Below are 24,377 nucleotides of genomic sequence, written 5' to 3'. Positions count from 1 at the left end.
GTGAGCTGACTGTACGGACCACAGGAGTTCGCCCTCGCTAGGGTCCGAGGCTCGGCCTACCGTGGGGGTGAACAGCCGCTGTGTTCGGATTCGGTCAGCAACGGGAGGGTACCGGCGATGGTGGATCGCTTCAGCGACGCGCTTCTGAGCGTCCAGGAAACCGCCCGGCACCTGGACATTCCCGACCGTACGCTTCAGCGCTGGCTGCATCACGAGAGCGCTGCCGGATCCCCGCTCGTGCACGGCGTTCAGCCGGTGAAGCGCGGCTGGCCTTCGATCCCGTTCGTAGCGATCGTCGAGGCGTATGTGCTGCGGTCGCTGCGCGGTTACCTCAGCATGCCCAAGATCCGGGAGGCGGCCGAAGCGGTGCGCCTGGCGTTCGGCGACGAGTACGGGCTGGCCACCCGGCGGATCGCCACCGACGGGGTGGACATCTTCGTCGAGTACGCGGACGGCGACCTGGCGCGCGCCCGGGACGGTCAGCGCCCCATCAGGGAAGTCATCACCGGCTACTTGCGCTACATCGCCTGGGAGAGCGGCGATCAATATCCCTACCAGCTCCGCCTGCGCCAGTACCCGGACGTCGCCCCTGTGATCATCGATCCCCGCTTCGGCTGGGGCGCGCCGGTCGTCGCGGAGAACAGGGTCCAGGTGGACGCGATTGTCTCCCTGTGGGAGGCCGGAGAGTCGTTGGAGGCGGTCGCGGACGAGTACGGGCTGACGCGTGACCAGGTCGAAGCGATCTGCCGGATCGCCCGCCGACGCGCCGCCTGAGTTCCTCGCCGACCGCTCCCTGGGGCGCCGCACGGTGGCTCTGTTACGGGAAGCGGGGTGGCTGGTCCGCCACCTCAGCGAGGTATTCGCCGACGACGGGCAGCACGTTCCGGATGAGGAGTGGATCGCCCATGGACTGGGCCAGGGGTGGGCTCTGCTGACCCAGGACGAACGTATCCGGTACCGCGCACATGAGCGTGGGGCTCTCGCCGACGGGGACCAGCCTCTGTTCTATCTGAGCAAGAAGGATCTGCTGATCGTGGACAAGGTGCGGCGGTTCCACAGCCAACAGGCCGCCATTTACCGTGCCGCGGCACGTGGCGAGCCCGCGATCTACGCCGTCTACGAGGACCGTATCGAGAAGAAGTGGCCGTAGAAGTCGATGTTGGAATCTGCTTTCGTGGCCTGTCGGATGGCGGCGGAGGCGCCGTACCCGGTGCCGATGTCACGTCGTGTGCGTCGAGCCGTCGTCTTGTTCAGCGCAACCGTCTTCCTCGTACACGCGCAGCCGCCCGCCCCGGCTCTCAGCTACCCGCAGCGCATCGCGCAGCGCCTCGGTGAGCCGGTTGGCCAGGTAGCGGATTTCCTCGGCACTCACCTTTCGGCCGTCGAGGAAGGCATGGGCATGTGCAAGGAGTTGTGCGCCCATGGTCAGATGTAGGGCCTCGAGCTCGTCCGCTCGCCGGCTCAGAGGGCTGTAACCGTCGCCCGGCGCCAGGTAGCAGGGCTTGCCGTCCGGGCTGGACCACGGCAGCAGGCGTAAGGCAGCCCTGCTCGGGCTTCCTGGTGGTGTGGCGGTCACGGTACGGCTCCTTCGGTGGCGATGTTTCCGTGTCGTGACGTTAGGGTCACGCTGGGTAGTTGATCAATGGCACTTTCGTCCGGCGACGGATGGAACTGCCATCCGGCGTCACATCGGCACGCCGAGCACGTCGGCCATGGCCCGCATCTCCGGCGTCATCGTCCGCCGCCTGGCGATGATGTCGCTCAGGATGTCCCGCGCGTAGCGCTGGTTGGGCAGCCACTCCGGAGCATCGGACCAGACGCCCCGCAGGACTGCAAAAGCATCTGCGGGCCGACGCTTCATCAGATGGGCTCTGGCCACGTCCAGAAGGTGACGGTTTCGATTGTTCGATGTCGGCCGGTGGCCGCTGGTGGGGATGTGCGTCGACAGGCTGAGGACGCGGTCCGGTTCCTCTTCGACCATCGCGTTTTCCGCGCGCTTGAAGATGACCGTCGTGGGTCCGAAGGCGCGGAGGAAGTCGCCGTCGGGGGTGAACTCGCGGCCCATGGCGACGGCTGCCGCGTGGGCGAGCCGCAGAGTGTCCCTGGCGACGTCGGATTCGTTGTCTCGCACCGCGGCGGCCGACGCGCGCAGGAGCAGCCAACCCCATGCGCTCAGTTCGGCGGGGGTGGCACGAGACAGGCGGGGCTCCGTGTCGTCCGACCATCGCACGGACAGCGCGCGGGCCTCGGCGAGTCGGCCCCGTCGCAGCAGCAGCCAGCAGCGTGTGCTCGCGATGGCGGCGCCGTCGAGCCGGTCCGCGGCCTCGTCCATGGCTCGGGCCAGGGCTGTTTCGGCGGTATCGAACTGACGCGTCTGCACCATGAGCCACCCGGTGAGCTGCAATAACCGTCCCTGTAGGTGCCGACCGCGTGGGTCGAGACCAGCAAGCGCATGGGCGTCCCGCAGGAGCGGGGGAAGGACGGGTAGCAGCTCGGCGAACCGGTCGCCGGAGAAGAGGGGTAGTGCGGCCCTGAGCGCCGCCCTGACCCCGTCCACGGTGGGCGCCTCGTCGGTACGGCGATCGGATGCCGCAGAGGTCAGGGCGTGGCGTACCGGCTCCCAGCGTTCCCTTGTGGCTTCGTCGGCGTCGTCCTCGCGGTGTCCGGCGATGAGCCGCGTCGTGGACACGCCCAGCGCTGTGGCGAGCTTCCGGGCTGTTTCCAGGCGCGTGTCCTGCTGCTCGCCCTGCTCCAGCTTCCTGATCCAGGAGATGGAGATACCTGATGCGTCCGACAAGCCGCGCTGCGTCAGCCCTCGACGCTTCCGGATGTCGCGCAACCGTGCGCCGATGTGATCCTGACCGTCGTCGGGCATGCTCAACTCCCTTTAAAGCTCGGCAAGGTGACACGTACCCCTGGTCAAACGCGGCGAAGTATCGACCGGTCACGATCGCAGCCGGAGAGGGGCCGCCGGGGCGGGGCGGCTCGTTACGACCGTCGGGACGGGGCCGGGGTGTCAAAAACCATGCAAGCGCGCTTGATTGTTTTCTTCGGCGCTGCCACGCTCACTCCCGACACTCCGCACCGCCGCCGCCCCATGACCGGGAGTCCCGCGTGTCCGATACGGAAGCTCTGCTCGGCGATCTGCGCGCCGAGGGCGAGGAGGTGGACGGTCTGGTGGCCGGGCTGCCTGCCGGGGCGTGGCGGACGCCGACGCCCGCGCCCGGGTGGAGCATCGCGCACCAGATCGCCCATCTCGCGTGGACCGACGAGCGGGCCGTACAAGCCGCCGAGGACCCGCAGGGGTTCGCCGACGAGGTGCGCCGGGCGTGGACCGCGCCCGACGCGTTCGTGGACGAGGGCGCGGAGCGCGGGGCGGCCGAGCCGCCCGAGGTGCTGCTGGGCCACTGGCGCGAGGGGCGGGAGCGGTTGCTCCGGACGCTGGCCGTGCAGCCGCCGCGCGCCCGGCTGCCGTGGTACGGGCCGCCGATGAGCGTGATGTCGATGGCGACCGCCCGGCTGATGGAGACCTGGGCGCACGGCCAGGACGTCGCCGACGCGTTGGGGGTGCGCCGGGCCCCCACCGCCCGGCTGCGCCATGTGGCCCGGATCGGGGTCCGGGCGCGGGGTTACGCGTACACGGCGCGGGAGCTGGAGCCGCCGGCCGAGGAGTTCCGGGTCGAACTCACGGCTCCGGACGGTGAGGTGTGGGCGTACGGGCCGGAGGGCGCCGCTCAGCGGGTCACCGGGCCCGCGCTGGACTTCTGTCTGCTGGTGACCCAGCGGGCCCACCGCGACGATCTGGCCGTACGCGCCGAAGGGCCGGACGCGGACCGCTGGCTGGACATCGCCCAGGCGTTCGCGGGGCCGCCCGGAAAGGGGCGCGGTCCGGGGCAGCGGACGGAGCACTTGGTGGATGGCGACGCCGGGGGCGGCCTCGCGAGCCCCACCCCGCAGAGCGGCGCCTTCACACGCCCCGCCCCGCAGCGCGGCGTTCCCGGACAACGCCCCGGAGGCGCCCCGTGACCCCTCCGCCCCGCCCCCTCCGTATCGGCAACGCCTCCGGCTTCTACGGCGACCGCTTCGACGCGGTGCGCGAGATGCTCACCGGTGGCCCCCTGGACGTGCTGACCGGGGACTATCTCGCCGAGCTGACCATGCTCATCCTGGGCCGGGACCGCGCCAAGGACCCGGCGCGCGGCTATGCCACCACCTTTCTGCGCCAGCTTGAGGACACCCTGGGGCTCGCCATGGAGCGCGGCGTACGGCTTGTCACCAACGCGGGCGGGCTCAACCCGGCCGGGCTGGCCGACGCGATCCGCGCGCTCGCCCAGCGGCTCGGCATCGACTGCCGGGTCGCCCATGTCGAGGGCGACGACCTCCTCGGCGTCCGCGACTGGGGGCCGGGGGTGTTCGCCGCCAACGCCTATCTCGGCGGCGCCGGTATCACGGCCTGTCTGCGCGGTGGCGCGGACGTGGTGGTCACCGGGCGGGTGACGGACGCCGCGCTGGTGACCGGCCCGGCCGCCGCGCACTTCGGCTGGGCCGCCGACGACTGGGACGCGCTTGCGGGAGCCGTGGTCGCCGGGCACATCCTGGAGTGCGGTACGCAGGCGACCGGCGGCAACTACGCGTTCTTCACCGAGCACGACCTCCGCCGCCCCGGCTTCCCGCTCGCCGAGATCCACCCCGACGGCTCCAGCGTGATCACCAAGCATCCGCACACCGGCGGCGCCGTCACGGTCGGGACCGTCACCGCCCAGCTCCTCTACGAGACGGCGGGCGCCCGCTATCCGGGCCCGGACGTCACCGCCCGGCTGGACTCGGTGCGGCTCGCCCCGGACGGCCCGGACCGGGTGCGCGTCCACGGCGTACGCGGCGAGGCGCCGCCGCGCACGCTCAAGACGGGGCTGACCCGGCTCGGCGGCCACCGCAACGAGGTGGTGTTCGTGCTCACCGGCCTGGACATCGAGGCCAAGGCGGCGCTCGTACGGGACCAGATGGAGGGGGCGATGAGCAAGCGCCGCCCCGCCGAGGTCCGTTGGACCCTCTCCCGTACCGACCACTCCGACGCCGCCGTGCAGGAGGAGGCGAGCGCCCTGCTGCGGCTGGTCGTCCGGGACCGGGACGCGGCGGCGGTGGGCAGGGCGATCAGCGGCGCGGCCGTCGAACTGGCCCTCGCCAGCTACCCCGGCTTCCATGTGACCGCCCCGCCCGGAAAGGGCTCTCCTTACGGTGTCTTCGAGGCCGTGGACACCCCGGCCGACACCGTGCCGCACACCGCCGTACTGCCGGACGGCTCCCGGCTGACCATCCCCCCGGCCCCCACCACGCCCGCCGCCGGAGGCCCGGTGGACGAGCCTCCGGACGAGCTTCCGGACGAGCCTCCGCTGCCGCCCCCGCTGCCGCCGGGCCCGACCCGCCGCGCGCCGCTCGGCGCGGTCGCCGGGGCCCGCAGCGGCGACAAGGGCGGCAGCGCCAACATCGGCGTCTGGGCGCGAAGCGAGGACGCCTGGCGCTGGCTGGCCCACACCCTCACCGTCGACCGGCTGCGCGAACTGCTCCCGGAGACGGTCCCGTTGAAGGTCATCCGCCATCCGCTGCCCCGGCTGCGGGCCCTGAACTTCGTCGTGGAGGGCCTGCTCGGCGAGGGCGTCGCCGCGCAGGCCCGCTTCGATCCCCAGGCCAAGGCCGTCGGCGAATGGCTGCGCTCACGCCATCTGGACATACCGGAGGTACTGCTTTGACCGCGCTCGCGTCCGCGCTCGACCCCGCAGGGGCCGATCACACGGCCCATCGGGAGGCGATGCTCGCCAAGCTCGCCGAGTTGGAGGGTGAGCACGCCAAGGCGCTCGCCGGGGGCGGTGAGAAATACGTCCAGCGCCATCGCAAGCGCGGCAAGCTGCTGGTCCGCGAGCGGATCGAGCTGCTGCTCGACCCCGACACCCCGTTCCTGGAGCTGTCGCCGCTGGCCGGCTGGGGCAGCGAGTATCCGGTGGGGGCCTCGCTCGTCACCGGCATCGGGGTGATCTCCGGTGTGGAGTGCCTGATCAGTGCCAACGACCCGACCGTACGCGGCGGGGCCAGCAACCCCTGGACGCTCAAGAAGGCGCTGCGCGCCCATGAGATCGCCCGCGCCAACCGGCTCCCGCTCGTCAGCCTCGTCGAGTCCGGCGGCGCCGATCTCCCGTCCCAGAAGGAGATCTTCATCCCGGGCGGGGCGATGTTCCGCGATCTCACCCGGCTGTCCGCCGCCGGAATCCCCACGATCGCCGTGGTCTTCGGCAACTCCACCGCCGGAGGCGCGTACATCCCCGGGATGTCCGATCACGTGATCATGGTCAAGGAGCGCTCCAAGGTCTTCCTGGGCGGCCCGCCGCTGGTGAAGATGGCCACCGGCGAGGAGAGCGACGACGAATCGCTGGGCGGCGCCGAGATGCACGCCCGCACCTCCGGCCTCGCCGACTACTTCGCCACCGACGAGCCCGACGCGCTGCGCCAGGCCCGCCGGGTCGTCGCCCGCCTCAACTGGCGCAAGGCGCACGCCGACCCCGGGCCCGCCGAACCGCCGAAGTACGACGCCGAGGAGCTGCTCGGCATCGTCCCCGGTGACCTCAAGGTCCCCTTCGATCCGCGCGAGGTGATCGCCCGGATCGTGGACGGCTCGGACTTCGACGAGTTCAAGCCGCTGTACGGGCGCAGCCTGGCCACCGGCTGGGCCGCGCTGCACGGCTACCCGATCGGGATCCTGGCCAACGCCCAGGGGGTGCTGTTCAGCGAGGAGTCCCAGAAGGCCGCGCAGTTCATCCAGCTCGCCAACCAGCGCGACATCCCGCTGCTCTTCCTGCACAACACCACCGGCTATATGGTCGGCCGCGACTACGAGCAGGGCGGGATCATCAAACACGGCGCCATGATGATCAACGCCGTCTCCAACTCCCGCGTCCCGCATCTGTCGGTGCTCATCGGCGCCTCGTACGGCGCCGGTCACTACGGGATGTGCGGCCGGGCGTACGACCCCCGCTTCCTCTTCGCCTGGCCCAGCGCCAAGTCCGCCGTGATGGGCCCGCAGCAGCTCGCGGGGGTGATGTCGATCGTCGCCCGGCAGTCCGCCGCCGCCAAGGGGCAGCCGTACGACGACGAGGCGGACGCCGCGCTGCGCGCCATGGTGGAGCAGCAGATCGAGTCCGAGTCGCTGCCGCTCTTCCTCTCCGGGCGGCTCTACGACGACGGCGTCATCGACCCGCGCGACACCCGCACCGTACTCGGCCTGTGTCTGTCCGCCCTGCACACCGCGCCGGTCGAGGGCGCGCGCGGTGGCTTCGGCGTCTTCCGGATGTGAGTGAGGAACCCGTGAGCCGTGCCCGTTTGTCCGCCCGTTCGCTCGCCTCGTCCGCCGTGCGCGGCGGTTCCGCTTCGGCGTCTTCCGGATGTGAGTGAGGAACCCGTGATCCGTTCCCTCCTGGTCGCCAACCGCGCCGAGATAGCGCGGCGTATCGTCCGCACCTGCCGTGACCTCGGCATCGCCACCGTCGCGGTCCACTCCGACGCGGACGCCGGCGCGCCCCACGCACGCGAGGCCGACGCCGCCGTACGGCTGCCGGGCGATGCCCCGGCCGACACGTATCTGCGCGGCGATCTCCTCGTGAAGGCCGCTCTGGCCGCCGGGGCCGACGCCGTCCACCCCGGCTACGGCTTCCTCTCCGAGCACGCCGACTTCGCGCGCGCCGTAAGGGACGCGGGGCTGATGTGGGTGGGGCCGCCGCCCGAGGCGATGGAGGCGATGGCCTCCAAGACCCGCGCCAAGGAGATCATGCGCAAGGCGGGCGTGCCGCTGCTCGACGCGATCGACCCGGCCGAGGCCACCGCCGATGATCTGCCGCTGCTGGTCAAGGCGGCGGCGGGCGGCGGTGGCCGGGGCATGCGGGTGGTCCGCGAACTGGACGCGCTCCCCGCCGAACTCGACTCCGCCCGCGCCGAGGCGGCCTCCGCCTTCGGCGACGGTGAGATCTTCGTGGAGCCCTATATGGAGGGCGCCCGCCATGTCGAGGTCCAGGTGTTCGCCGACACCCACGGCACCGTCTGGACCCTCGGCACCCGCGACTGCTCCCTCCAGCGCCGCCACCAGAAGGTCATCGAGGAGGCCCCGGCCCCCGGTCTTGACGAGGAACTGCGGCGCACCCTGGCCGAGTCGGCGGCGAACGCGGCGCGCGCCATCGGCTACGAGGGCGCGGGCACGGTGGAGTTCCTGGTCTCGTCGGCGGGGCGGGCGTACTTCCTGGAGATGAACACCCGCCTACAGGTCGAGCACCCGGTCACCGAGCAGATCTACGGCCTTGACCTGGTGGCGCTGCAACTGCGGATCGCGGAGGGGGAGCGCCTCGACCCCGAGCCGCCGGCGCCCCGGGGGCATGCCGTCGAGGCGCGGCTGTACGCCGAGGACCCGGCGCGCGACTGGCGGCCGCAGACGGGGATCATGCACCGGCTGGAGATCCCCGGGCTGCGGGTCGACTCCGGACCGGCCGACGGGGACGCGATCGGCGTCCACTACGACCCGATGCTGGCCAAGGTCATCGCCGTCGCGCCCACCAGGGCGGAGGCGGTGCGGCGGCTGGCCCACGGGCTGGAGCGGGCCCGGATCCACGGCCCGGTGACCAACCGGGAACTGCTCGTACGGGCCCTGCGGCATCCGGAGTTCGAGGCGGCCCGTATGGACACCGGCTTCCTCGAACGCCATCTGGCCGAGCTGACCGCCGCCGCCTCCGGTCACGACGAGGCGGCCTCGCTCGCCGCCCTCGCCGCCGCCCTGGCCGACGCGGCGCGGCGGCCGGGGACCGCGACCGTGGCCGGGCGGTTGGGCGGGTGGCGGAACGTGCCCTCCCAGCCGCAGTCGAGGAGCTACCGCGCCGAACCGGGCGGCACCGAGCACGAGGTGCGCTACCGCCTCACCCGCGAGGGGCCGCACGCGGCGGACATGCCCGACGTCCGGGTGCTGGGCGCGGCAGCGGAGTTGGTCGTCCTCGATGTGGCCGGGGTCCGGCGGACGTTCGAGGTGACGGCCCATGGGGACCGCCGCTATGTCGACACCCCTCAGGGCGGCTTTGTGTTCACCGCGCTGCCCCGCTTCCCCGACCCCACCGCCCGTGCCGAGCCGGGCTCGCTGCTGGCGCCCATGCCGGGCACGGTGGTCCGGGTCGCCGAGGTGGCGGTCGGGGACCGGGTCGAGGCCGGACAGCCGCTGCTGTGGCTGGAGGCCATGAAGATGGAGCACCGCGTCACGGCGCCCGCCGCCGGGGTGCTCACCGCCCTGCACGCCACCGCCGGCCACCAGGTCGAGGTCGGAGCCCTGCTCGCCGTCGTGGCGGCGGGGGAGTGACGAACCCCCGCGCACCACTCGGCACGTCCGGGCCCGGACAGACCGTCCGGGCCGTGCGGGACAGCGCACGGCCCGCACAACGCATCGCAAGTGGGAGGAGCCGTCCATGACCAGCCCGCATACGCCCGTGGACACCCCGGAGCGCGTGGCGCTCCGCGCGGCGGTGTCGTCGTTCGCCAAGGGACACGCCCCGGGCGGCCCCCAGGAGCGCGACAGCGCGCGCCAACTGTGGGCCGAGGCAGGCAAGCTCGGCTATCTCGGCGTCAATCTCCCCGAGGAGTACGGTGGCGGGGGCGGCGGCATCGGCGAGCTGTCCATCGTCCTGGAGGAGCTGGGCGCCGCGGGCTGCCCGCTGCTCATGCTGATCGTCTCGCCCGCCATCTGCGGCACCGTCATCGCCCGGTTCGGCACCGCCGAGCAGAAGGAGCGCTGGCTGCCCGGTCTGGCCGACGGCAGCCTCACCATGGCCTTCGGCATCACCGAGCCCGACGCCGGATCCAACTCGCACCGCATCACCACCACCGCGCGCCGGGGGGACGACGGCGGCTGGATACTCAACGGCCGTAAGGTCTTCATCTCGGGCGTGGACATCGCCGACGCGACCCTGATCGTCGGCCGCACCGAGGACGCCCGGACCGGGAAGCTCAAGCCCTGCCTGTTCATCGTCCCGCGGCAGGCGCACGGCTTCTCCTACCACCACATCCCCATGGAACTGGCCGCCGCGGAGAAGCAGTTCGAGGTGGTGCTGGACGACGTACGGCTGCCCGCCGACGCGCTGGTGGGCGACGAGGACGCCGGGCTGCTGCAGCTCTTCGCGGGGCTCAACCCGGAGCGCATCATGACGGCGGCGTTCGCGCTGGGGATGGGCCGCTACGCGCTCGACAAGGCCGTCGACTACGCCCGCACCCGCCAGGTGTGGAAGGAGCCCATCGGCGCCCACCAGGCCATCGCCCACCCCCTCGCCCAGTCCCATATCGAGCTGGAACTGGCCCGGCTGATGATGGCGAAGGCGGCGTACCTCTACGACACGGGCGATGACGCGGGCGCGGGTGAGGCCGCCAACATGGCCAAATACGCGGCAGGGGAGGCCACGGTGCGGGCGGTGGACCAGGCCGTGCACACCCTCGGCGGCAACGGCCTGACCGCCGAGTACGGGCTGGCCCGGCTGATCACGGCGGCCCGGGTGGCCCGGATCGCCCCCGTCAGCCGGGAGATGATCCTCAACTACGTCTCCCACCAGACCCTGGGGCTGCCGAAGTCGTACTGACCTCTCGCCGATCCTTCCGCCGCGGGCGCCGTAGCCGAACCCACGGCGCCGTACCGGACGGCGTCGTACCGGCCTCACGAGTTGGGCAGAACGGACAGGTAGGTCCATCAGAGCTGAGGGGAACGGCCATGGTGCTGCGCAGCGAGTATCCCGATGTCCCGCCTGTCGATCTGCCCATCCACGACGCCGTACTGGCCCGCGCGGCCGAGGAGTTCGGCGACCTGACCGCGCTGGTGGACGGCGTGACCGGGGCGGCCCTGAGCTATGCCGCACTGGATCGCGCCGCGCGCCGGATCGGGGCCGCGCTGGCCGAGGCGGGGGTGCGCAAGGGCGATGTGGTGGCCCTGCACAGCCCCAACTCGATCATGTACCCACCGGCCTTCTACGGCGCGACCCGCACCGGGGCCGCGGTCACCACGGTGCATCCGCTGGCGACCCCGGAGGAGTTCGCCAAGCAGCTCCGGGACGCGGCCGCGTCCTGGGTCATCACCGTCTCGGCCCTGCTGGGCGTGGCCCGGCAGGCCGCCGAACGGGCGGGCGGGGTACGGGAGATCTTCGTCTGCGACGAGGCGAGCGGCCATCGCTCGCTGCGCTCCATGATGAGGAGCACCGCGCCCGAACCGGTGGTGGACATCGACCCGGCCGAGGACATCGCGGTGCTGCCGTACTCCTCGGGCACCACCGGCACCCCCAAGGGCGTGATGCTCACCCACCGCAACGTCTCCACCAACCTCGCGCAGGTGGAGACGCTGGTCCCCAACCAGCCGGGGGAGCGGGTGCTGGCCGTCCTGCCGTTCTTCCACAGCTACGGCCTTACGGCGCTCATGAACGCGCCGCTCCGCAACGGCGGCACGGTGATCGTGCTGCCCCGCTTCGAACTCGACACCTTCCTCGCCGCCATCGAGAAGCACCGTGCCCAGGCGCTCTATGTGGCCCCGCCGATCGTGCTCGCGCTCGCCAAGCATCCGTCGGTGGACGGCCACGATCTGTCGTCGGTGCGGTACGTGCTGAGCGCGGCGGCCCCGCTGGACGCCCGGCTCGCGGAGGCGTGCGCCCGGCGGCTCGGCGTACCGCCGCTGCTGCAGGCGTTCGGGATGACGGAGCTGTCGCCGGGCTGCCATCTGGTGCCGCGCGACGCGAAGAACGCACCACCGGGGACGGTCGGAAAGCTGCTTCCGAGCACCGAGATGCGCATCGTGGCCCCGGACACCGGCGAGGACCTGGCCGTCGGCGAGGACGGCGAGATCGTCATCCGCGGACCACAGGTGATGAAGGGCTATCTGGGCCGCCCCGAGGACACCGACGCGCTGATCGACGCCGAGGGCTGGCTGCACACCGGCGACGTCGGGCATGTGGACGCGGACGGCTGGCTGTATGTGGTGGACCGAGTGAAGGAGTTGATCAAGTACAAGGGCTATCAGGTCGCACCGGCCGACCTGGAGGCCGTGCTGCTCGCCCATGAGGCCGTCGCCGACGCCGCCGTGATCGGGGTGACGGACGGGACGGGCAATGAGATCCCCAAGGCGTATGTGGTGCGCCGGCCCGGGACCCGGATCTCGGAGGACGACCTGATCGCGTACGTTGCCGGACAGGTGGCCCCGTACAAGAAGGTGCGCCGCGTGGAGTTCACGGACACCGTGCCGCGCTCGGCCACCGGCAAGATCCTGAGGCGTGAACTGCGCGCCAGGGAAAGGAGCTCGACCACCCCATGACCGACGGCCCCACGACCGATGGCCCGCCGACCGCAGACCCCACCGCGGTGCCCAAGCCTCTCGTACGGTCCGCTTCCGCGCGCGGTATCGCCACCCTCACGCTGGACTCGCCGCACAACCGCAACGCCCTCTCGACGCGCCTGGTCGCCGAGTTGCGCGCGGCGCTGGAGGAGGCCGGGCGGGACGACCGCGTCCGGGCGGTGCTGCTCACCCACACCGGCAGCACCTTCTGCGCGGGCGCGGATCTGAGCGAACCGCCTTCGGCGTCCGGTGCGGCCGGACTGGTGGCGCTGTTGCGGTCGATCGTGGAACTGCCCAAGCCGGTCGTCGCGCGCGTCACCGGACACGTGCGGGCCGGTGGGCTCGGGCTGCTCGGAGCCTGCGACATCTCGGCGGCCGGGCGCGGCGCCGGCTTCGCCTTCACCGAGGCGCGGCTCGGCCTCGCCCCGGCCGTCATATCGATGCCGCTGCTGCCCCGGCTGGACCGCCGCGCGGCGGCCCGCTACTACCTCACGGGGGAGCGGTTCGACGCCGCCGAGGCGGCCCGGATCGGTCTGGTGACGATCGCCGACCCGGAGGGCGACGCGGACGAGGCGCTGGCGCCCGTCCTCGACGGGCTGCGCCGGGGCTCCCCGCAGGGCCTCGCCGAGTCCAAGCGACTGGTGACCGCCGATGTGCTGCGCGCCTTCGACCGGGACGGCGGACAGCTGGCCGCGCTGTCGGCCCGCCTCTTCGCCTCCGAGGAGGCCCGGGAGGGCATGACGGCCTTCCTGGAGCGGCGCGAGCCGGTGTGGGTGCGGGAGACGGCGGCCGACGCGGGGGCGGACGCTCAGACCGGGGGCGCCGGGGCCACGCCGGGCGCCGGGGCCGCGAGGGCGTCCCGATGACCCCCCGTACGGCACTGCGCGATCCCAAGCAGGACCGCAGCCGCGCGACCCGCAGGCGGCTGCTGGAAGCCGCCGTGGCCTGCCTCGCCGAGCGCGGCTGGGCAGGCTCCACGGTCGCGGTGGTCGCCGAGCGGGCCGGGGTGTCGCGGGGCGCGGCCCAGCACCACTTCCCGACCCGTGAGGACCTCTTCACGGCCGCTGTCGAGCATGTCGCCGAGGAGCGCTCGGCCGAGCTGCGCGCCCTCCCCGCCCCGCATGGGGAGGGCCGCGTCCACACGGTGGTCGAGGCGCTGGTCACCCTCTACACCGGCCCGCTCTTCCGGGCCGCGCTCCAGCTGTGGGTGGCGGCCTCGTACGAGGAGCAGCTTTGCTCCCGGGTGACCGCCCTGGAGGCGAAGATCGGCCGCGAGACCCATCGGATGGCCGTGGAGCTGCTGGGCGCCGACGAGTCGGTGCCGGGCGTCCGGGAGGCCGTCCAGGGCCTGCTCGACATGGGACGCGGCCTGGGCCTGGCCAACCTCCTGACGGACGACGGCCACCGCCGGGAGCGGGTGGTGGCCCAGTGGTCGAGGGTCCTGGAGACAATCCTGACCCCGCAGGACCCCGACCACCCTTCCCCGGCCGCGTCCTGAGCCAGGACTCGGTCTGCGGCTCGGGCCCGGGCTATGACTCGGCCCTCGGCTACGGCTCGGCTCCCGAGCCGCGGCTCGCGCTCCTGGGCCACCCCTTGCCGCCGGAACTACCGCTTCGTGTCCCCGTACCCGTCGATCTCGTGCGGGCTGCGCGTGCCGGGGCCGACGTACCGGGCCGACGGCCGCACCAGACGGCCGGTCCGCTTCTGCTCCAGGATGTGCGCGCTCCAGCCCGCCGTGCGGGCGCAGGTGAACATCGAGGTGAACATGGGCGCCGGGACCTCGGCGAAGTCCAGCACGATGGCCGCCCAGAACTCCACATTCGTGGCCAGCACCCGGTCCGGCCGCCGGTTGTGCAGCTCGTCCAGGGCGGCCCGCTCCAGCGCCTCGGCGACCTCGAAGCGGGGTGCGCCCAGCTCCTTCGCGGTGCGCCGCAGCACCCGCGCCCGCGGGTCCTCGGCGCGGTAGACGCGGTGGCCGAAGCCCATCAGCCGCTCGCCCCGGTCCAGGGCCTGCCGGACGTAGCCGGTGGCGTCCCCGGTGCGCTCGATCTCCTCGATCATGCCGAGCACCCGGGAGGGCGCGCCGCCGTGCAGCGGCCCCGACATGGCGCCCACCGCGCCGGAGAGCGCGGCGGCGACATCCGCGCCGGTGGAGGCGATGACGCGGGCGGTGAAGGTGGACGCGTTCATCCCGTGCTCGGCGGCCGAGGTCCAGTACGCGTCGACGGCGGCGACATGCTTGGGGTCCGGCTCACCGCGCCAGCGCCGCATGAAGCGCTCCACGATGGTCCCGGCCTTGTCGATCTCCCGCTGCGGCACCATCGGCTTCCCCTGGCCGCGGGCCGACTGGGCGACGTAGGACAGGGCCATCACGGCCGCGCGCGCCAGGTCCTCACGGGCCTGCTCCGCGTCGATGTCCAGCAGCGGTTTGAGGCCCCAGACGGGCGCGAGCATGGCCAGCGCGGACTGGACGTCGACCCGGATGTCCCCGGAGTGGACCGGGATGGGGAACGGCTCGGCGGCCGGCAGCCCCGGGTTGAAGGCACCGTCGACCAGCAGACCCCACACGTTCCCGAAGGAGACATGGCCCACCAGGTCCTCGATGTCCACGCCTCGGTAGCGCAGCGCGCCGCCTTCCTTGTCGGGTTCGGCGATCTCCGTCTCGAACGCGACGACTCCTTCGAGTCCGGGTACGAAGTCGGACATCAGGCGGCTCCTCATGCTGCGGACGACGGCGGTGCCGGAACGGTTACGCGGCCGCCTGACACGGCTCGCGGTCCGTACCGGTCACTCCGGTGATGTGCCCCGTGCGGGTAGTGGTCACCCAACCGCGGCGGGGAGTTACCCCCAGAACGCGGGGGGTGGTGCCTGCCATGCGCCGACAGGCGCATGGTCAGCCTCAGTCTGGTGCGTGCGCTCGCCACGGGGAAGCGTGAGAAGCGGCACACGCGGTGCGCGTCGGGGGGAGGGTTACGGGGCGGTGGGGTGGGGGAAAGAGATCGCTCTTACGGGGCAGCCCGTGCGAAGGACCGATGATGTTGCAAGATATGCCCGTGCCTCACGTTGACTCGGAGCCCTCGGCTTCCTCCGCGCGTACGTACGACCCGGCCGCCATGCGCGAGCACTATCGCGCGGCCGGCTTCGACGAGGCGGACCTCGCGGGCGATCCGTTCCGGCAGTTCACCCGGTGGTTCGAGGAGGCGGTCGGCAGCGGGCTCTTCGAGCCGAACGCGATGATCGTCTCGACGGCCGACGCGGCGGGCCGCCCCAGCTCCCGCACCGTCCTGATGAAGAGCTTCGACGAGCGCGGCTTCGTCTTCTACACCAACTACGGCTCCCGCAAGGGCCGTGAGCTGGGCGAGAACCCGCATGTCGGGCTGCTCTTCCCCTGGCATCCCATCGCCCGGCAGGTGATCGTCACGGGCACCGCGCGGCGCACCGGGCGGGACGAGACGGCGGCGTACTTCCGGACCCGGCCGCACGGCTCGCAACTGGGGGCGTGGGCGAGCACGCAGTCCTCGGTGGTGGCCTCGCGGGAGGAGCTGGACCGCTCGTACGAGGAGCTGGCGGACCGCTATCCGCCGGGGGAGCAGGTGCCGGTGCCGCCGGAGTGGGGCGGGTTCCGGGTGGTGCCGGAGGCGGTGGAGTTCTGGCAGGGCCGGGAGAACCGGCTGCACGACCGGCTGCGGTATGTGCGGCTGCCCGATGAGGAGGGCTGGCGGGTGGAGCGGCTGTACCCGTAAGGCGCGGCAGCTCGCGGAGGTCGGTGCTCAGGTGGGTCGGTGCGGACCGTAAGGCCGCCGGGAGCAGGCCCTTAGCTGCTGAGAAGAAGCCCCTCAGACCCCTGAAGAGCCCCGAACACGCGAAAACGCGGACAACCCGCGGGTCTTTCCCCTGACGCCCTGAGGCGGAAGGGGGCCGGTCGGACGTACCGGCGACCCGCGGGTCGGGTGACTGCATGGGATTGGCCGGCTGCGCACCTCTTTCGTGCGCCAGTCCGGCGATGCGCAGAGCGCGACGACGGACTGCTAGCCCGCAGTCACCTCACGCGTCCGGATTTCATACATCTGCCGAACCACCTCCCTTCTCGTGTACCGCAAGCCTAAGAACCGCCTCCTGCCACACACAAGCGAATTTCCGTGTGGCAACGATTTCGACGAATGCGGTGTGGCGCGTGTCACGTTCGAGTTCAATGTCCGACGTGCCCCACCACGGACAGCCACGTCGAGCAAGGGGTGTCAGGTGAGCGCTTCACAACGTTCCGAACCCGCAGGGCCGGCGCGTTCCGCCCGATCCTCGCGGGGGGTCCCCGGACAGGCGGGCGCCGCCGCGTCGGCGTCCGTCCGGCCCGAGTGCCCGGACGGGCCCGAGCGGCCCGACTCCGAACTGCTCGCCGCGCTGCTCGACGGGATGGACGCCGCCCTGTGCGCGTTCGACGCCGACGGCACGGTGACCCACTGGAACCACGAGGCCGAGCGCATCCTCGGCTGGACGGCGGCGGAGGCGGTCGGCCGCAAGGGGCTGGGCGGCTGGGCCACCCGCCCGGGGGACGCGCGGGACGTCGACGCGCGCCTTACGGAGGCCATGGGCACCACGGGTCGCCGGGTGCACGAGTTCGCGCTGCTGACCAAGGACGGCGGCCGGGTCCTGGTCCGTACGCAGTCCTCGGCGGTGGCGGGCGCGGACGGCCGCCCGGCCGGGGTGTACTGCGCCTTCAGCGAGGTGCATGCGCAGGTCGACCTGGAGCGGTCGATCGCGCTGAGCGAGGCGCTGCTGGAGGACGCGTCGTGGAACGTGGTCCTCGTCGACGCGGATCTGCGGGTGGCCGTGGTCAACGCCAGCGCGGCGGGGGCGCTGCGTACGGCCCGTAAGGCCGCGCCCGGCCGGCCGCTGGGCGACTTCCTGGACCAGGGCGCCGAGGAGGCGGAGGCCGCGCTGCAGCACGTCCTGGCGGAGGGCGCGCCCCCGGCGCCCACCGAGCTGTGGGTGACGCTGCGGGACACCGACGCGGCGGACGGCTTCGAGGGCGCGGACAGCGTGCGCTGCGAACTGCTCGACGACGACGAGGCGGTGCGCGGTGAGGGCGCCGACCGCGGCGAGCCCGGTGCGGCGGCCCGGCGCCGCTGCTGGCGCAGCGGCTTCCTCCGGCTGGCCTCACCGCTCACCGAGGAGCCGACGCCGCTCGGCGTGGCCTGGATCTTCCAGGACGTGACGGAGGCGAAGGGCCAGGAACAGGAGAGCGCCCGGATGCGCTTCCGGGGCAACCAGCTGCACCGGGCGACGCGGGCGGCGGCCGAATGCGAGGCCCCGATGGAGGCGGCCTCGGTCCATCTGGACTTCGCGCTGGCGGGCTTCGCCGATCACGCCCTGATCGATCTGGTCCTGGACCCGCCGCCGGGCGCCCCGGAGGACCGGGTCCGGCTCGTCCGGGCGGCGGCCACCCCCATCGGCGCCCCCGGCCCTTGCCCGCCCGTCGTCCCCGGGGGCATCCCGCTGGGCTACCCGGAGGGCCATCCGGCGCTCCAGGCGGTCGACCGCCGCGGTTCGGTACGGGCGAGCACGAGACGCTCGGACGAGCCCGCGGCGGCCCAGTGGGCGGTGGCCCGCAAATGGCCGGAGGACACGGTGCACGGCCTGTGCGCGGTGCTGCGCAGCCGCGGCCGCACCCTCGGCGTGGTCACCTTCCTGCGCACCTCCAGCCGCCGGGCCTTCGACCGTACGGACGCGATGTACGCGGAGGACGTCGCGGCCCGCGTCGCGGCCTCGGTGGACCTGGCCGTAGGCCGCCGCTGACGCCCCGGCCCGTGAAGCCCCGGGCCGGGAGGCGCCGGGCCGGGAGGCGCCGCGCACCCGCCGCCCGCGGCCAATCAAGCCCCTCCGGCCTTTGCGGAGCGGGGTCCGGGCGGAGCCCCGGCCGGGCTCCGGGGCCGCCCCGGGATTCGCTCCAGCCCCTCCGGCGATTGAGGAGCGGGGGGGGCGGAGCCCCGGTCGGGGTCCGGGGCTCCGCCCCCGGGATTCCGGAAGGGGCGGGGTGGGGGGAAGCTCCCCCGCTGCGCGCTCACCGGCGGGGACCAGCCCTTAGGAGCCACCACCGGTAAAGGCTCCCGGCGAGGGTCCTACCTTCGGTAGAAGATCCGGTCCCCGTATTCGGTCATCACCTTGCGGTTCCACTCATGCCCGCCGTCCACGTTCCCCGACCGCAGCATGGGCGGCTCGATCCCCCGCTCGGCCAGTTCCGAGACCCCGGCCGCCACCATGGACTGCATGATCGCGCTCGTCACGACGGTGGACGCGGGGGCGAAGGGCGCGCCGACGCCGTCCATCGTGAGCTCCGCGTCGCCGATCGCGATCTTGTTGTCGATGACCAGATCGCAGTGGTCCTTCAGGAAGCCACCGGAGGAGTTGCGCGAGGTCGTGCCGGTCGCGTAGCCGACCGAGGTCACCCCGATCACCCTGACCCCGCGCTCCCGCGCGCTCATCGCCATCTCCACGGGCAGGGCGTTGCGCCCGGACAGCGAGATCACGATCAGCAGATCCCCGGACCGGAGCGGGCTGCAGTCGAGGACGGTCGTGGCGAGCTCGTCGACACGTTCCAGCGCGCTGCCGAGGGTGGCGGGGATGACGTCCACGCCCACCACCCCGGGCACCGCCAGCAGATTCATCAGCGCGAGCCCGCCCGCGCGGTAGACGACGTCCTGCGCGGGCAGGGAGGAGTGCCCGGCGCCAAACGCGAAGAGGCGGCCGCCCGCGGCCACGGTATCGGCGATCAGGGTGCCCGCCGCGGCGATATGCTCGCCCTCCTCGTCCCGCACTTGCCGCAGCAGGCCGATGGCCGCGTCGAAGAATTGCCCGGCCGGTTTGGACTCGTTCATCAACGCGTCGCCTTCCCTGTGGGGGTTTCCGATCATGACGCTGTCAATAGCAGCCCGGTCCCCTGCGGCGGAAGAGGCCGTCTCGGCCCCGTTGTCGGCGGGATGCGTCAGAATTGGCTGAGGGCCACCGCACGACACTTCGAGGGGCACGCATGTCCGGACTGATCGACACCACGGAGATGTATCTCCGCACCATCCTCGAGCTCGAGGAGGAGGGCGTGGTCCCCATGCGCGCCCGGATCGCGGAGCGGCTCGAGCAGAGCGGCCCGACGGTCAGCCAGACGGTGGCGCGCATGGAGCGCGACGGGCTGGTCACGGTCGCGGGCGACCGTCATCTGGAGCTGACCGAGGAGGGCCGCCGGCTGGCCACGCGGGTGATGCGCAAGCACCGGCTCGCCGAGTGCCTGCTCGTCGATGTGATCGGGCTGGAGTGGGAGCAGGTCCACGCCGAGGCGTGCCGCTGGGAGCATGTGATGAGCGAGGCGGTGGAGCGGCGCGTGCTGGAGCTGCTCCGCCATCCGACCGAGTCGCCTTACGGCAACCCGATTCCGGGCCTGGAGGAGCTGGGCGAGAAGGCCGAGGCCGATCCGTTCCTGGACGAGTCCATGGTGAGCCTGCGTGAGCTGGAGCCCGGCGCGGAGGGCAAGACGGTGGTGGTGCGCCGCATCGGCGAGCCCATCCAGGCCGACGCCCAGGTGATGTACACGCTGCGGCGGGCCGGGGTGCAGCCGGGCTCCGTGGTGAGCGTCACGGAGTCGCCGGGCGGGGTGCTGGTCGGCAGCAGCGGTGAGGCGGCGGAGCTGGAGGCGGAGATCGCCTCGCATGTCTTCGTGGCCAAGCGCTGATCCGGGCCTTCGTGGCCAAGCGCTGACCCGGGCCTTCGTGGCCAAGCGCTGACCCGGGCCTTTGGCCAAGCGCTGATCCCGGTCTTCGTGGCCGAGCGCTGACTGCGGTCTTCGTGGTCAAGCGCTGATCCCGGCCGGGCGCGAGCTTCTCGCATCCTGATTCCCGGCCCTCCACCCTGTTCCAGACCCTGATTCCCGACCCCCACAGATCTCCCGCCTCGACCCCCGGCGCGCGACCGCCCCGACCGTCAGCGCGCGGACGCCCCGCCCCGGTCCGTTCCGCCCCAGCCCGCGTCGGCCCCGGGGGCCCGAGAGGTCCCGGGGCCCCCGGGGCCCCGCCTGCCCCGGGGGCCCGGCGGCCCAACGCCTCGCGCATACGCCTCCGCACAACCTCACGCGCTTCGACACGCTGACCGATACACCCCGTTCAGTCGATTCGGCCGTCACGACCTGCGACGACGGATTTTCCCGAAACCGGAGTCGAGAGAAACCGAGCGGGCGGGGCCGACGCGTGCGACGCTGTCGCTGACGCTCAGGCCGTCAGGGGAGGGGGCCGCGGTGGGCCCGAGAGGCTGTGCCGCCGAGGGGGAGATCTTCAGCGAGGGCCCCGGTGCCGTCAGGTGCCGGGGCCCCGCTTCCCCATATCCCCCCGCTGGACCCCGGGCCGCACGGACCGCGCGAACGCGGCCGGTGCGACCCGGAGCCCTGGTGACCCGGAGCCCCGAGCTCTCAGGGTCGTCCCCCGCGGACTCCCTTCCCCGAGCAGTCCGCCTCCCGCTAGCTGTCTCCCCATGGCACAGACGATCAATCCCTGACGGTGGTCACTCGAACGAGGGGTGTTGGGCGTAACGACACCGTGTTCGAATACGAGTTCGATACTGTGAGGGTGTTCGAGAGAGGGCTGGAGGTGCCAGACCACATGGTGCGACGCATCGAGGTGAGCGGGGCCGGCGGCGTGCGGCTCGCCGCCTGGGAGTTCACCGACCCGCCCAAGGCAGGCGCCGGCCGCGAGGGAGCGCGGGGCCCCGGAGTGCTGTTGCTCCATGGGCTGCTGGGCCGGGCGGCCCACTGGGCGGAGACGGCCCGCTGGCTCTCCACCCGCCATCGGGCGGTCGCCCTCGACCAGCGTGGCCATGGCCGCAGCGACAAGCCGGCCGAGGGGCCGTTCGACCGCTCCACCTATGTGGACGACGCCGAGGCGGCCGTCGAGCAGCTCGGCCTCGCCCCCGTGACCCTGATCGGCCATGCCATGGGCGCCCTCACCGCCTGGCAGCTCGCGGCCCGCCGCCCCGATCTGGTCCGGGCGCTGGTCATCTGCGATATGCGCGCCTCGGCCCTCGGCGCCGCCTCGCAGCGCGAGTGGGCCGAATGGTTTCGCTCCTGGCCGGTGCCGTTCGCGACCCTCGCCGATGTGCGCAAGTGGTTCGGCGAGGACGATCCGATGCTGGAGCGGCCGAATCCGGCCCGGGGCGATTTCTTCGCCGAGGTCATGGCCGAGCGTTCGGACGGCTGGCGCCCGGCCTTCTCCTGCCGCCAGATGCTGAAGGCCCGTGAGACCTGGGTCCGGGACGCCCATTGGGAAGAGCTCGCCCTGGTCGAGTGCCCCACCCTGGTCGTCCGCGGGCTGGACGGCCAGCTGGGCCGTGCGGAGGCGCAGGAGATGGTCCGCGTCCTGCCCCGCGGGCAGTATGCGGAGGTGGTGGACGCGGGCCATCTGGTCCACTACGACCAGCCGGACGGGTGGCGCCGCGCCGTGGAGCCCTTCCTGGCCTCGGCCCTCCCCGTCTGACGACGGCGCGCCCCCCCGTTCAGAACGCCCAGGTGAACGGCTCCCCGCCGATCTCCGTCCACATGACCTCGACCGACCTCGCCCGCGCGGGAATCAGGAAGGTGGTGCAGAGCAGATAGCTCTGCCCGTTCTTCCAGTCCTTGATCTCGTCCGGGTCCGCGCAGCCCTTGGGCTGCCCGGCATCGCCCACGACCTTCGCTCCCCGCCGGCCGTCCGCGTACACCTCCGCGTAGTCCCCGACCCGCGGATACTCCCGCACCGTGGCCCCGCGCAGATGGGTGTAGTTCACAGCGGCGACCGCGGGCACCAGGCCCTTGGCCTGCGCCGGGTCCGGCACCAGCGCCTTCGTCTCGTCCGCTGTGCCGATGTCGACCTTCTGCGCCGCGATCCGGTAGATGGGCTCGACCCCGGTGTCCTCCTTGAACGCACGCGTACCGGTCTGACCCGGCCAGAACGTCCCACCCCCCGACCGCATCCCCACCGTCTGCGCCCCGCCCCGATCTCCACCGGCGGCCTCCGAGCGGGACGTATGCCGTGCGTTCTCGGATGTATCGCCCTTTTCCCCGAATGGTCCGCACGCGGTCAGGGCGAGAGTCAGCACGGCAACGGGCGCGCCGACCCGCGGCCATGTTGTCTTGGTCAGCGGCACGGTGGAACTCCAATGCGGGAACTGTCTCCGTCGCGTTCCGGTGTGATCCCTTGAACGCGACCGACGGTTCGTTGATCCTACGAGTCCTCTACTCCTTTGCGGCAGTGGCGAATTGACCAGTAATGAACCAGTGAAGGGAAGCACATGATCGGCGGCGACATCACGGATCCGGAGCCCGGCAAGGACTGGGCGGCATTTCAGTACGAGATCTATCTGAACGGGATGACCGGCGCCGTTCCCCGGCTGCCCACCGATCTGACCCGGCTCGAGGAGCTGGCCGAGGCCCGGCTGGGACCCGGCCCGGTGGGCTATGTCGCGGGCAGCGCGGGCAACGGCAGCACCGGGCGGGCCAACCGGGCGGCGCTGGACCGGCATCGGATCGTGCCGCGGATGCTCCGTGACGTACGGCGGCGGAATCTGTCGGTCGAGCTGCTGGGCACCCGGCTGCCCGCGCCGCTCGCGCTCGCGCCGATCGGCGTGTTGTCGATCATGCACCCGGACGCCGAGTGCGCGGCGGCGCGGGCCGCCGCGGCGCAGGGTGTGCCGTTCATCCTGTCCTCGGCGTCCAGTACGCCGATGGAGCGGGTGGCGGAGGCGATGGGGGACGGCGAGCGGTGGTTCCAGCTCTACTGGGGCAAGGACCGCGAGGTCACCAGGAGCTTTCTGGACCGGGCGAGGACGTGCGGTTTCACGGCGCTTGTGGTGACCCTCGACACCCCGCTGCTGGCCTGGCGGCCGCGCGATCTCGACCAGGCGTATCTGCCGTTCCTGCACGGGGTGGGAACCGCCAACTACTTCACCGATCCGGCGTTCCAGGCCGGGCTCGCCAAGCCGGTGCACGAGGACCGGGACGCCGCGGTGCTGCACTTTGTGCGGATGTTCGGCGACCCCGGGAAGACCTGGGAGGATTTGGCGTTTCTGCGTGAGCACTGGGACGGCCCGATCGTGCTCAAGGGGGTGTTGCACCCCGACGACGCCCGGCGCGCGGAGGCGGCGGGGATGGACGGCGTCGTGGTGTCCAACCACGGCGGCCGCCAAGTGGGCGGCTCCATCGGGGCGGCCGACGCGCTGCCGGGGGTGGCGGCGGCGGTCGGCGACCGGCTCGCGGTGCTCTTCGACAGCGGGGTGCGCACCGGTGACGATCTGTTCAAGGCGCTCGCCCTCGGCGCCCGCGCGGTACTGCTGGGGCGGCCGTACGCGTATGGGCTGGGGCTGGACGGGCAGCCGGGGGTGGAGCATGTGATCCGCTCCCTGCTGGCCGAGTTCGAGCTGACGATGGCGCTGTCGGGCCATACGGATGCGGCGGGGCTCACCCCGGACGCACTCGGCTGACAATTCCCTACGGATTTCAACTTGTTGTCAGATGCACTGGTACACCGGCGACTCGCCGTGGGACCGTCGGGGCTTTACCGGGTCATGAGCTTCCGGATTGCCGGGTGCTACGCTCATCGGTGCGCAGTGAATTAACCGATCATGCAGTGAATTTACCGATCACGGGGGGTGGTCGCGTGAAGATCCAACGTAAAGCCTCGATGGTCGTGCTCGCGGCGGCGCTGATGCTGGGCGGGTCGGTGGCCCTGGCGCCAACGGCGTCGGCGGTGGGGCCATCGGCGTGTCAGTTCAATTCCCCGGATGTCAATTTCAAGGTCTCCACCAGTGGGGCCAGATTCCGTACCGGACCGGGAAAACGGCACCGCGCTATAGGGACGCTTTACCGGGGAGATTCCTTCCGGTACTTCTGCCGCACCCGGGGCTTTGAGAAGAGCTGGTCCTACGGAAAGATCCTGAGGCGGACGACGACCGGAATCCGGCCCGGGACCAGAGGCTGGGTGTACAGCAAGTACCT

The 24,377-nt window shown here is 72.2% G+C and carries 20 protein-coding genes; 15 read left to right on the top strand and 5 right to left on the bottom strand.

Going from position 1 to position 24,377, the window contains the following annotated elements; genetic code table 11:
- The first annotated feature begins 117 nt into the window (after nucleotides 1-117).
- Both AS97_RS21050 and AS97_RS21045 read left to right on the top strand, forming a co-directional pair.
- Nucleotides 118-774, top strand: coding sequence for a DUF433 domain-containing protein (locus AS97_RS21050; protein ID WP_125760456.1), 657 nt, complete (start codon nucleotides 118-120; stop codon nucleotides 772-774).
- A complete protein-coding gene (locus AS97_RS21045) occupies nucleotides 725-1,150 on the top strand; it encodes a toxin-antitoxin system, toxin component, PIN family protein (RefSeq protein ID WP_247204449.1) in 426 nt (141 codons plus the stop codon). The genes AS97_RS21050 and AS97_RS21045 overlap by 50 nt, the downstream gene beginning before the upstream one ends.
- Before the next feature lie 69 nt (nucleotides 1,151-1,219).
- Here the strand turns inward: AS97_RS21045 and AS97_RS21040 are convergent, their stop codons facing one another.
- Nucleotides 1,220-1,576, bottom strand: a complete 357-nt coding sequence (locus AS97_RS21040) for a hypothetical protein (protein WP_247204448.1) — start codon at nucleotides 1,574-1,576, stop codon at nucleotides 1,220-1,222.
- 108 nt (nucleotides 1,577-1,684) lie between these two features.
- A complete protein-coding gene (locus AS97_RS21035) occupies nucleotides 1,685-2,875 on the bottom strand; it encodes a helix-turn-helix transcriptional regulator (protein WP_210565449.1) in 1,191 nt (396 codons plus the stop codon).
- A gap of 239 nt (nucleotides 2,876-3,114) precedes the next feature.
- Between AS97_RS21035 and AS97_RS21030 the strand changes: the two genes are divergently transcribed.
- The 8 genes from AS97_RS21030 (at nucleotide 3,115) to AS97_RS20995 (ending at nucleotide 13,874) form a co-directional block, all read left to right on the top strand.
- A complete protein-coding gene (locus AS97_RS21030; RefSeq protein WP_210565448.1) occupies nucleotides 3,115-4,026 on the top strand; it encodes a TIGR03084 family metal-binding protein in 912 nt (303 codons plus the stop codon).
- Nucleotides 4,023-5,747 (top strand): acyclic terpene utilization AtuA family protein, encoded by a 1,725-nt coding sequence (locus AS97_RS21025; RefSeq protein ID WP_210565447.1) that lies wholly within the window; start codon nucleotides 4,023-4,025, stop codon nucleotides 5,745-5,747. Before AS97_RS21030 ends, AS97_RS21025 begins: the two co-directional genes overlap by 4 nt.
- Nucleotides 5,744-7,342 (top strand): carboxyl transferase domain-containing protein, encoded by a 1,599-nt coding sequence (locus tag AS97_RS21020; RefSeq protein ID WP_210565446.1) that lies wholly within the window; start codon nucleotides 5,744-5,746, stop codon nucleotides 7,340-7,342. The genes AS97_RS21025 and AS97_RS21020 overlap by 4 nt, the downstream gene beginning before the upstream one ends.
- Before the next feature lie 105 nt (nucleotides 7,343-7,447).
- Entirely contained in the window at nucleotides 7,448-9,376 is a 1,929-nt protein-coding gene (locus AS97_RS21015; RefSeq protein WP_210565445.1) for a biotin carboxylase N-terminal domain-containing protein, read from the top strand.
- A 106-nt stretch (nucleotides 9,377-9,482) separates the two neighbouring features.
- Nucleotides 9,483-10,643, top strand: coding sequence for an acyl-CoA dehydrogenase family protein (locus AS97_RS21010; protein ID WP_210565444.1), 1,161 nt, complete (start codon nucleotides 9,483-9,485; stop codon nucleotides 10,641-10,643).
- A 128-nt stretch (nucleotides 10,644-10,771) separates the two neighbouring features.
- Entirely contained in the window at nucleotides 10,772-12,355 is a 1,584-nt protein-coding gene (locus AS97_RS21005; protein WP_059143627.1) for a 4-coumarate--CoA ligase family protein, read from the top strand.
- On the top strand, nucleotides 12,352-13,242 hold the full coding sequence (locus tag AS97_RS21000; protein ID WP_059143626.1) for an enoyl-CoA hydratase family protein: 891 nt from the start codon (nucleotides 12,352-12,354) through the stop codon (nucleotides 13,240-13,242). The genes AS97_RS21005 and AS97_RS21000 overlap by 4 nt, the downstream gene beginning before the upstream one ends.
- Nucleotides 13,239-13,874: a TetR/AcrR family transcriptional regulator gene (locus tag AS97_RS20995; RefSeq protein ID WP_059143625.1), complete on the top strand. Its 636-nt coding sequence runs from the start codon at nucleotides 13,239-13,241 to the stop codon at nucleotides 13,872-13,874. Before AS97_RS21000 ends, AS97_RS20995 begins: the two co-directional genes overlap by 4 nt.
- A 107-nt stretch (nucleotides 13,875-13,981) precedes the next feature.
- On the opposite strand, the gene AS97_RS20990 is transcribed toward AS97_RS20995, so the two are convergent.
- Nucleotides 13,982-15,082 (bottom strand): citrate synthase 2, encoded by a 1,101-nt coding sequence (locus AS97_RS20990; RefSeq protein WP_059143624.1) that lies wholly within the window; start codon nucleotides 15,080-15,082, stop codon nucleotides 13,982-13,984.
- Nucleotides 15,083-15,423: 341 nt separating this feature from the next.
- Between AS97_RS20990 and pdxH the strand changes: the two genes are divergently transcribed.
- Nucleotides 15,424-16,119: a pyridoxamine 5'-phosphate oxidase gene (gene pdxH / locus AS97_RS20985; protein WP_059143623.1), complete on the top strand. Its 696-nt coding sequence runs from the start codon at nucleotides 15,424-15,426 to the stop codon at nucleotides 16,117-16,119.
- A gap of 499 nt (nucleotides 16,120-16,618) precedes the next feature.
- Complete coding sequence (locus AS97_RS20980; RefSeq protein ID WP_210565443.1) at nucleotides 16,619-18,169, top strand: PAS domain-containing protein; 1,551 nt, start codon at nucleotides 16,619-16,621, stop codon at nucleotides 18,167-18,169.
- 323 nt (nucleotides 18,170-18,492) lie between these two features.
- Here AS97_RS20980 and AS97_RS20975 read toward each other — a convergent pair whose 3' ends face one another.
- Nucleotides 18,493-19,248, bottom strand: coding sequence for an SIS domain-containing protein (locus tag AS97_RS20975; protein ID WP_059143621.1), 756 nt, complete (start codon nucleotides 19,246-19,248; stop codon nucleotides 18,493-18,495).
- Between the two features lie 152 nt (nucleotides 19,249-19,400).
- Here AS97_RS20975 and AS97_RS20970 point away from each other — a divergent pair, with 152 nt between their 5' ends.
- Entirely contained in the window at nucleotides 19,401-20,093 is a 693-nt protein-coding gene (locus AS97_RS20970; RefSeq protein WP_059143620.1) for a metal-dependent transcriptional regulator, read from the top strand.
- 919 nt (nucleotides 20,094-21,012) lie between these two features.
- Complete coding sequence (locus AS97_RS20965) at nucleotides 21,013-21,882, top strand: alpha/beta hydrolase (RefSeq protein ID WP_086709171.1); 870 nt, start codon at nucleotides 21,013-21,015, stop codon at nucleotides 21,880-21,882.
- Nucleotides 21,883-21,901: 19 nt separating this feature from the next.
- On the opposite strand, the gene AS97_RS20960 is transcribed toward AS97_RS20965, so the two are convergent.
- On the bottom strand, nucleotides 21,902-22,357 hold the full coding sequence (locus AS97_RS20960) for a hypothetical protein (protein ID WP_247204447.1): 456 nt from the start codon (nucleotides 22,355-22,357) through the stop codon (nucleotides 21,902-21,904).
- 318 nt (nucleotides 22,358-22,675) lie between these two features.
- Between AS97_RS20960 and AS97_RS20955 the strand changes: the two genes are divergently transcribed.
- On the top strand, nucleotides 22,676-23,863 hold the full coding sequence (locus AS97_RS20955) for a lactate 2-monooxygenase (protein ID WP_210565441.1): 1,188 nt from the start codon (nucleotides 22,676-22,678) through the stop codon (nucleotides 23,861-23,863).
- Nucleotides 23,864-24,377: the final 514 nt, after the last annotated feature.

The sequence above is a fragment of the Streptomyces sp. AgN23 genome, from assembly GCF_001598115.1.
In the GTDB taxonomy this organism is placed as follows: Bacteria; Actinomycetota; Actinomycetes; order Streptomycetales; family Streptomycetaceae; genus Streptomyces; species Streptomyces antimycoticus.
The sequence above is the reverse complement of the archived record's forward strand: the minus strand, read 5'-3'. Positions and strand labels throughout refer to the sequence as shown.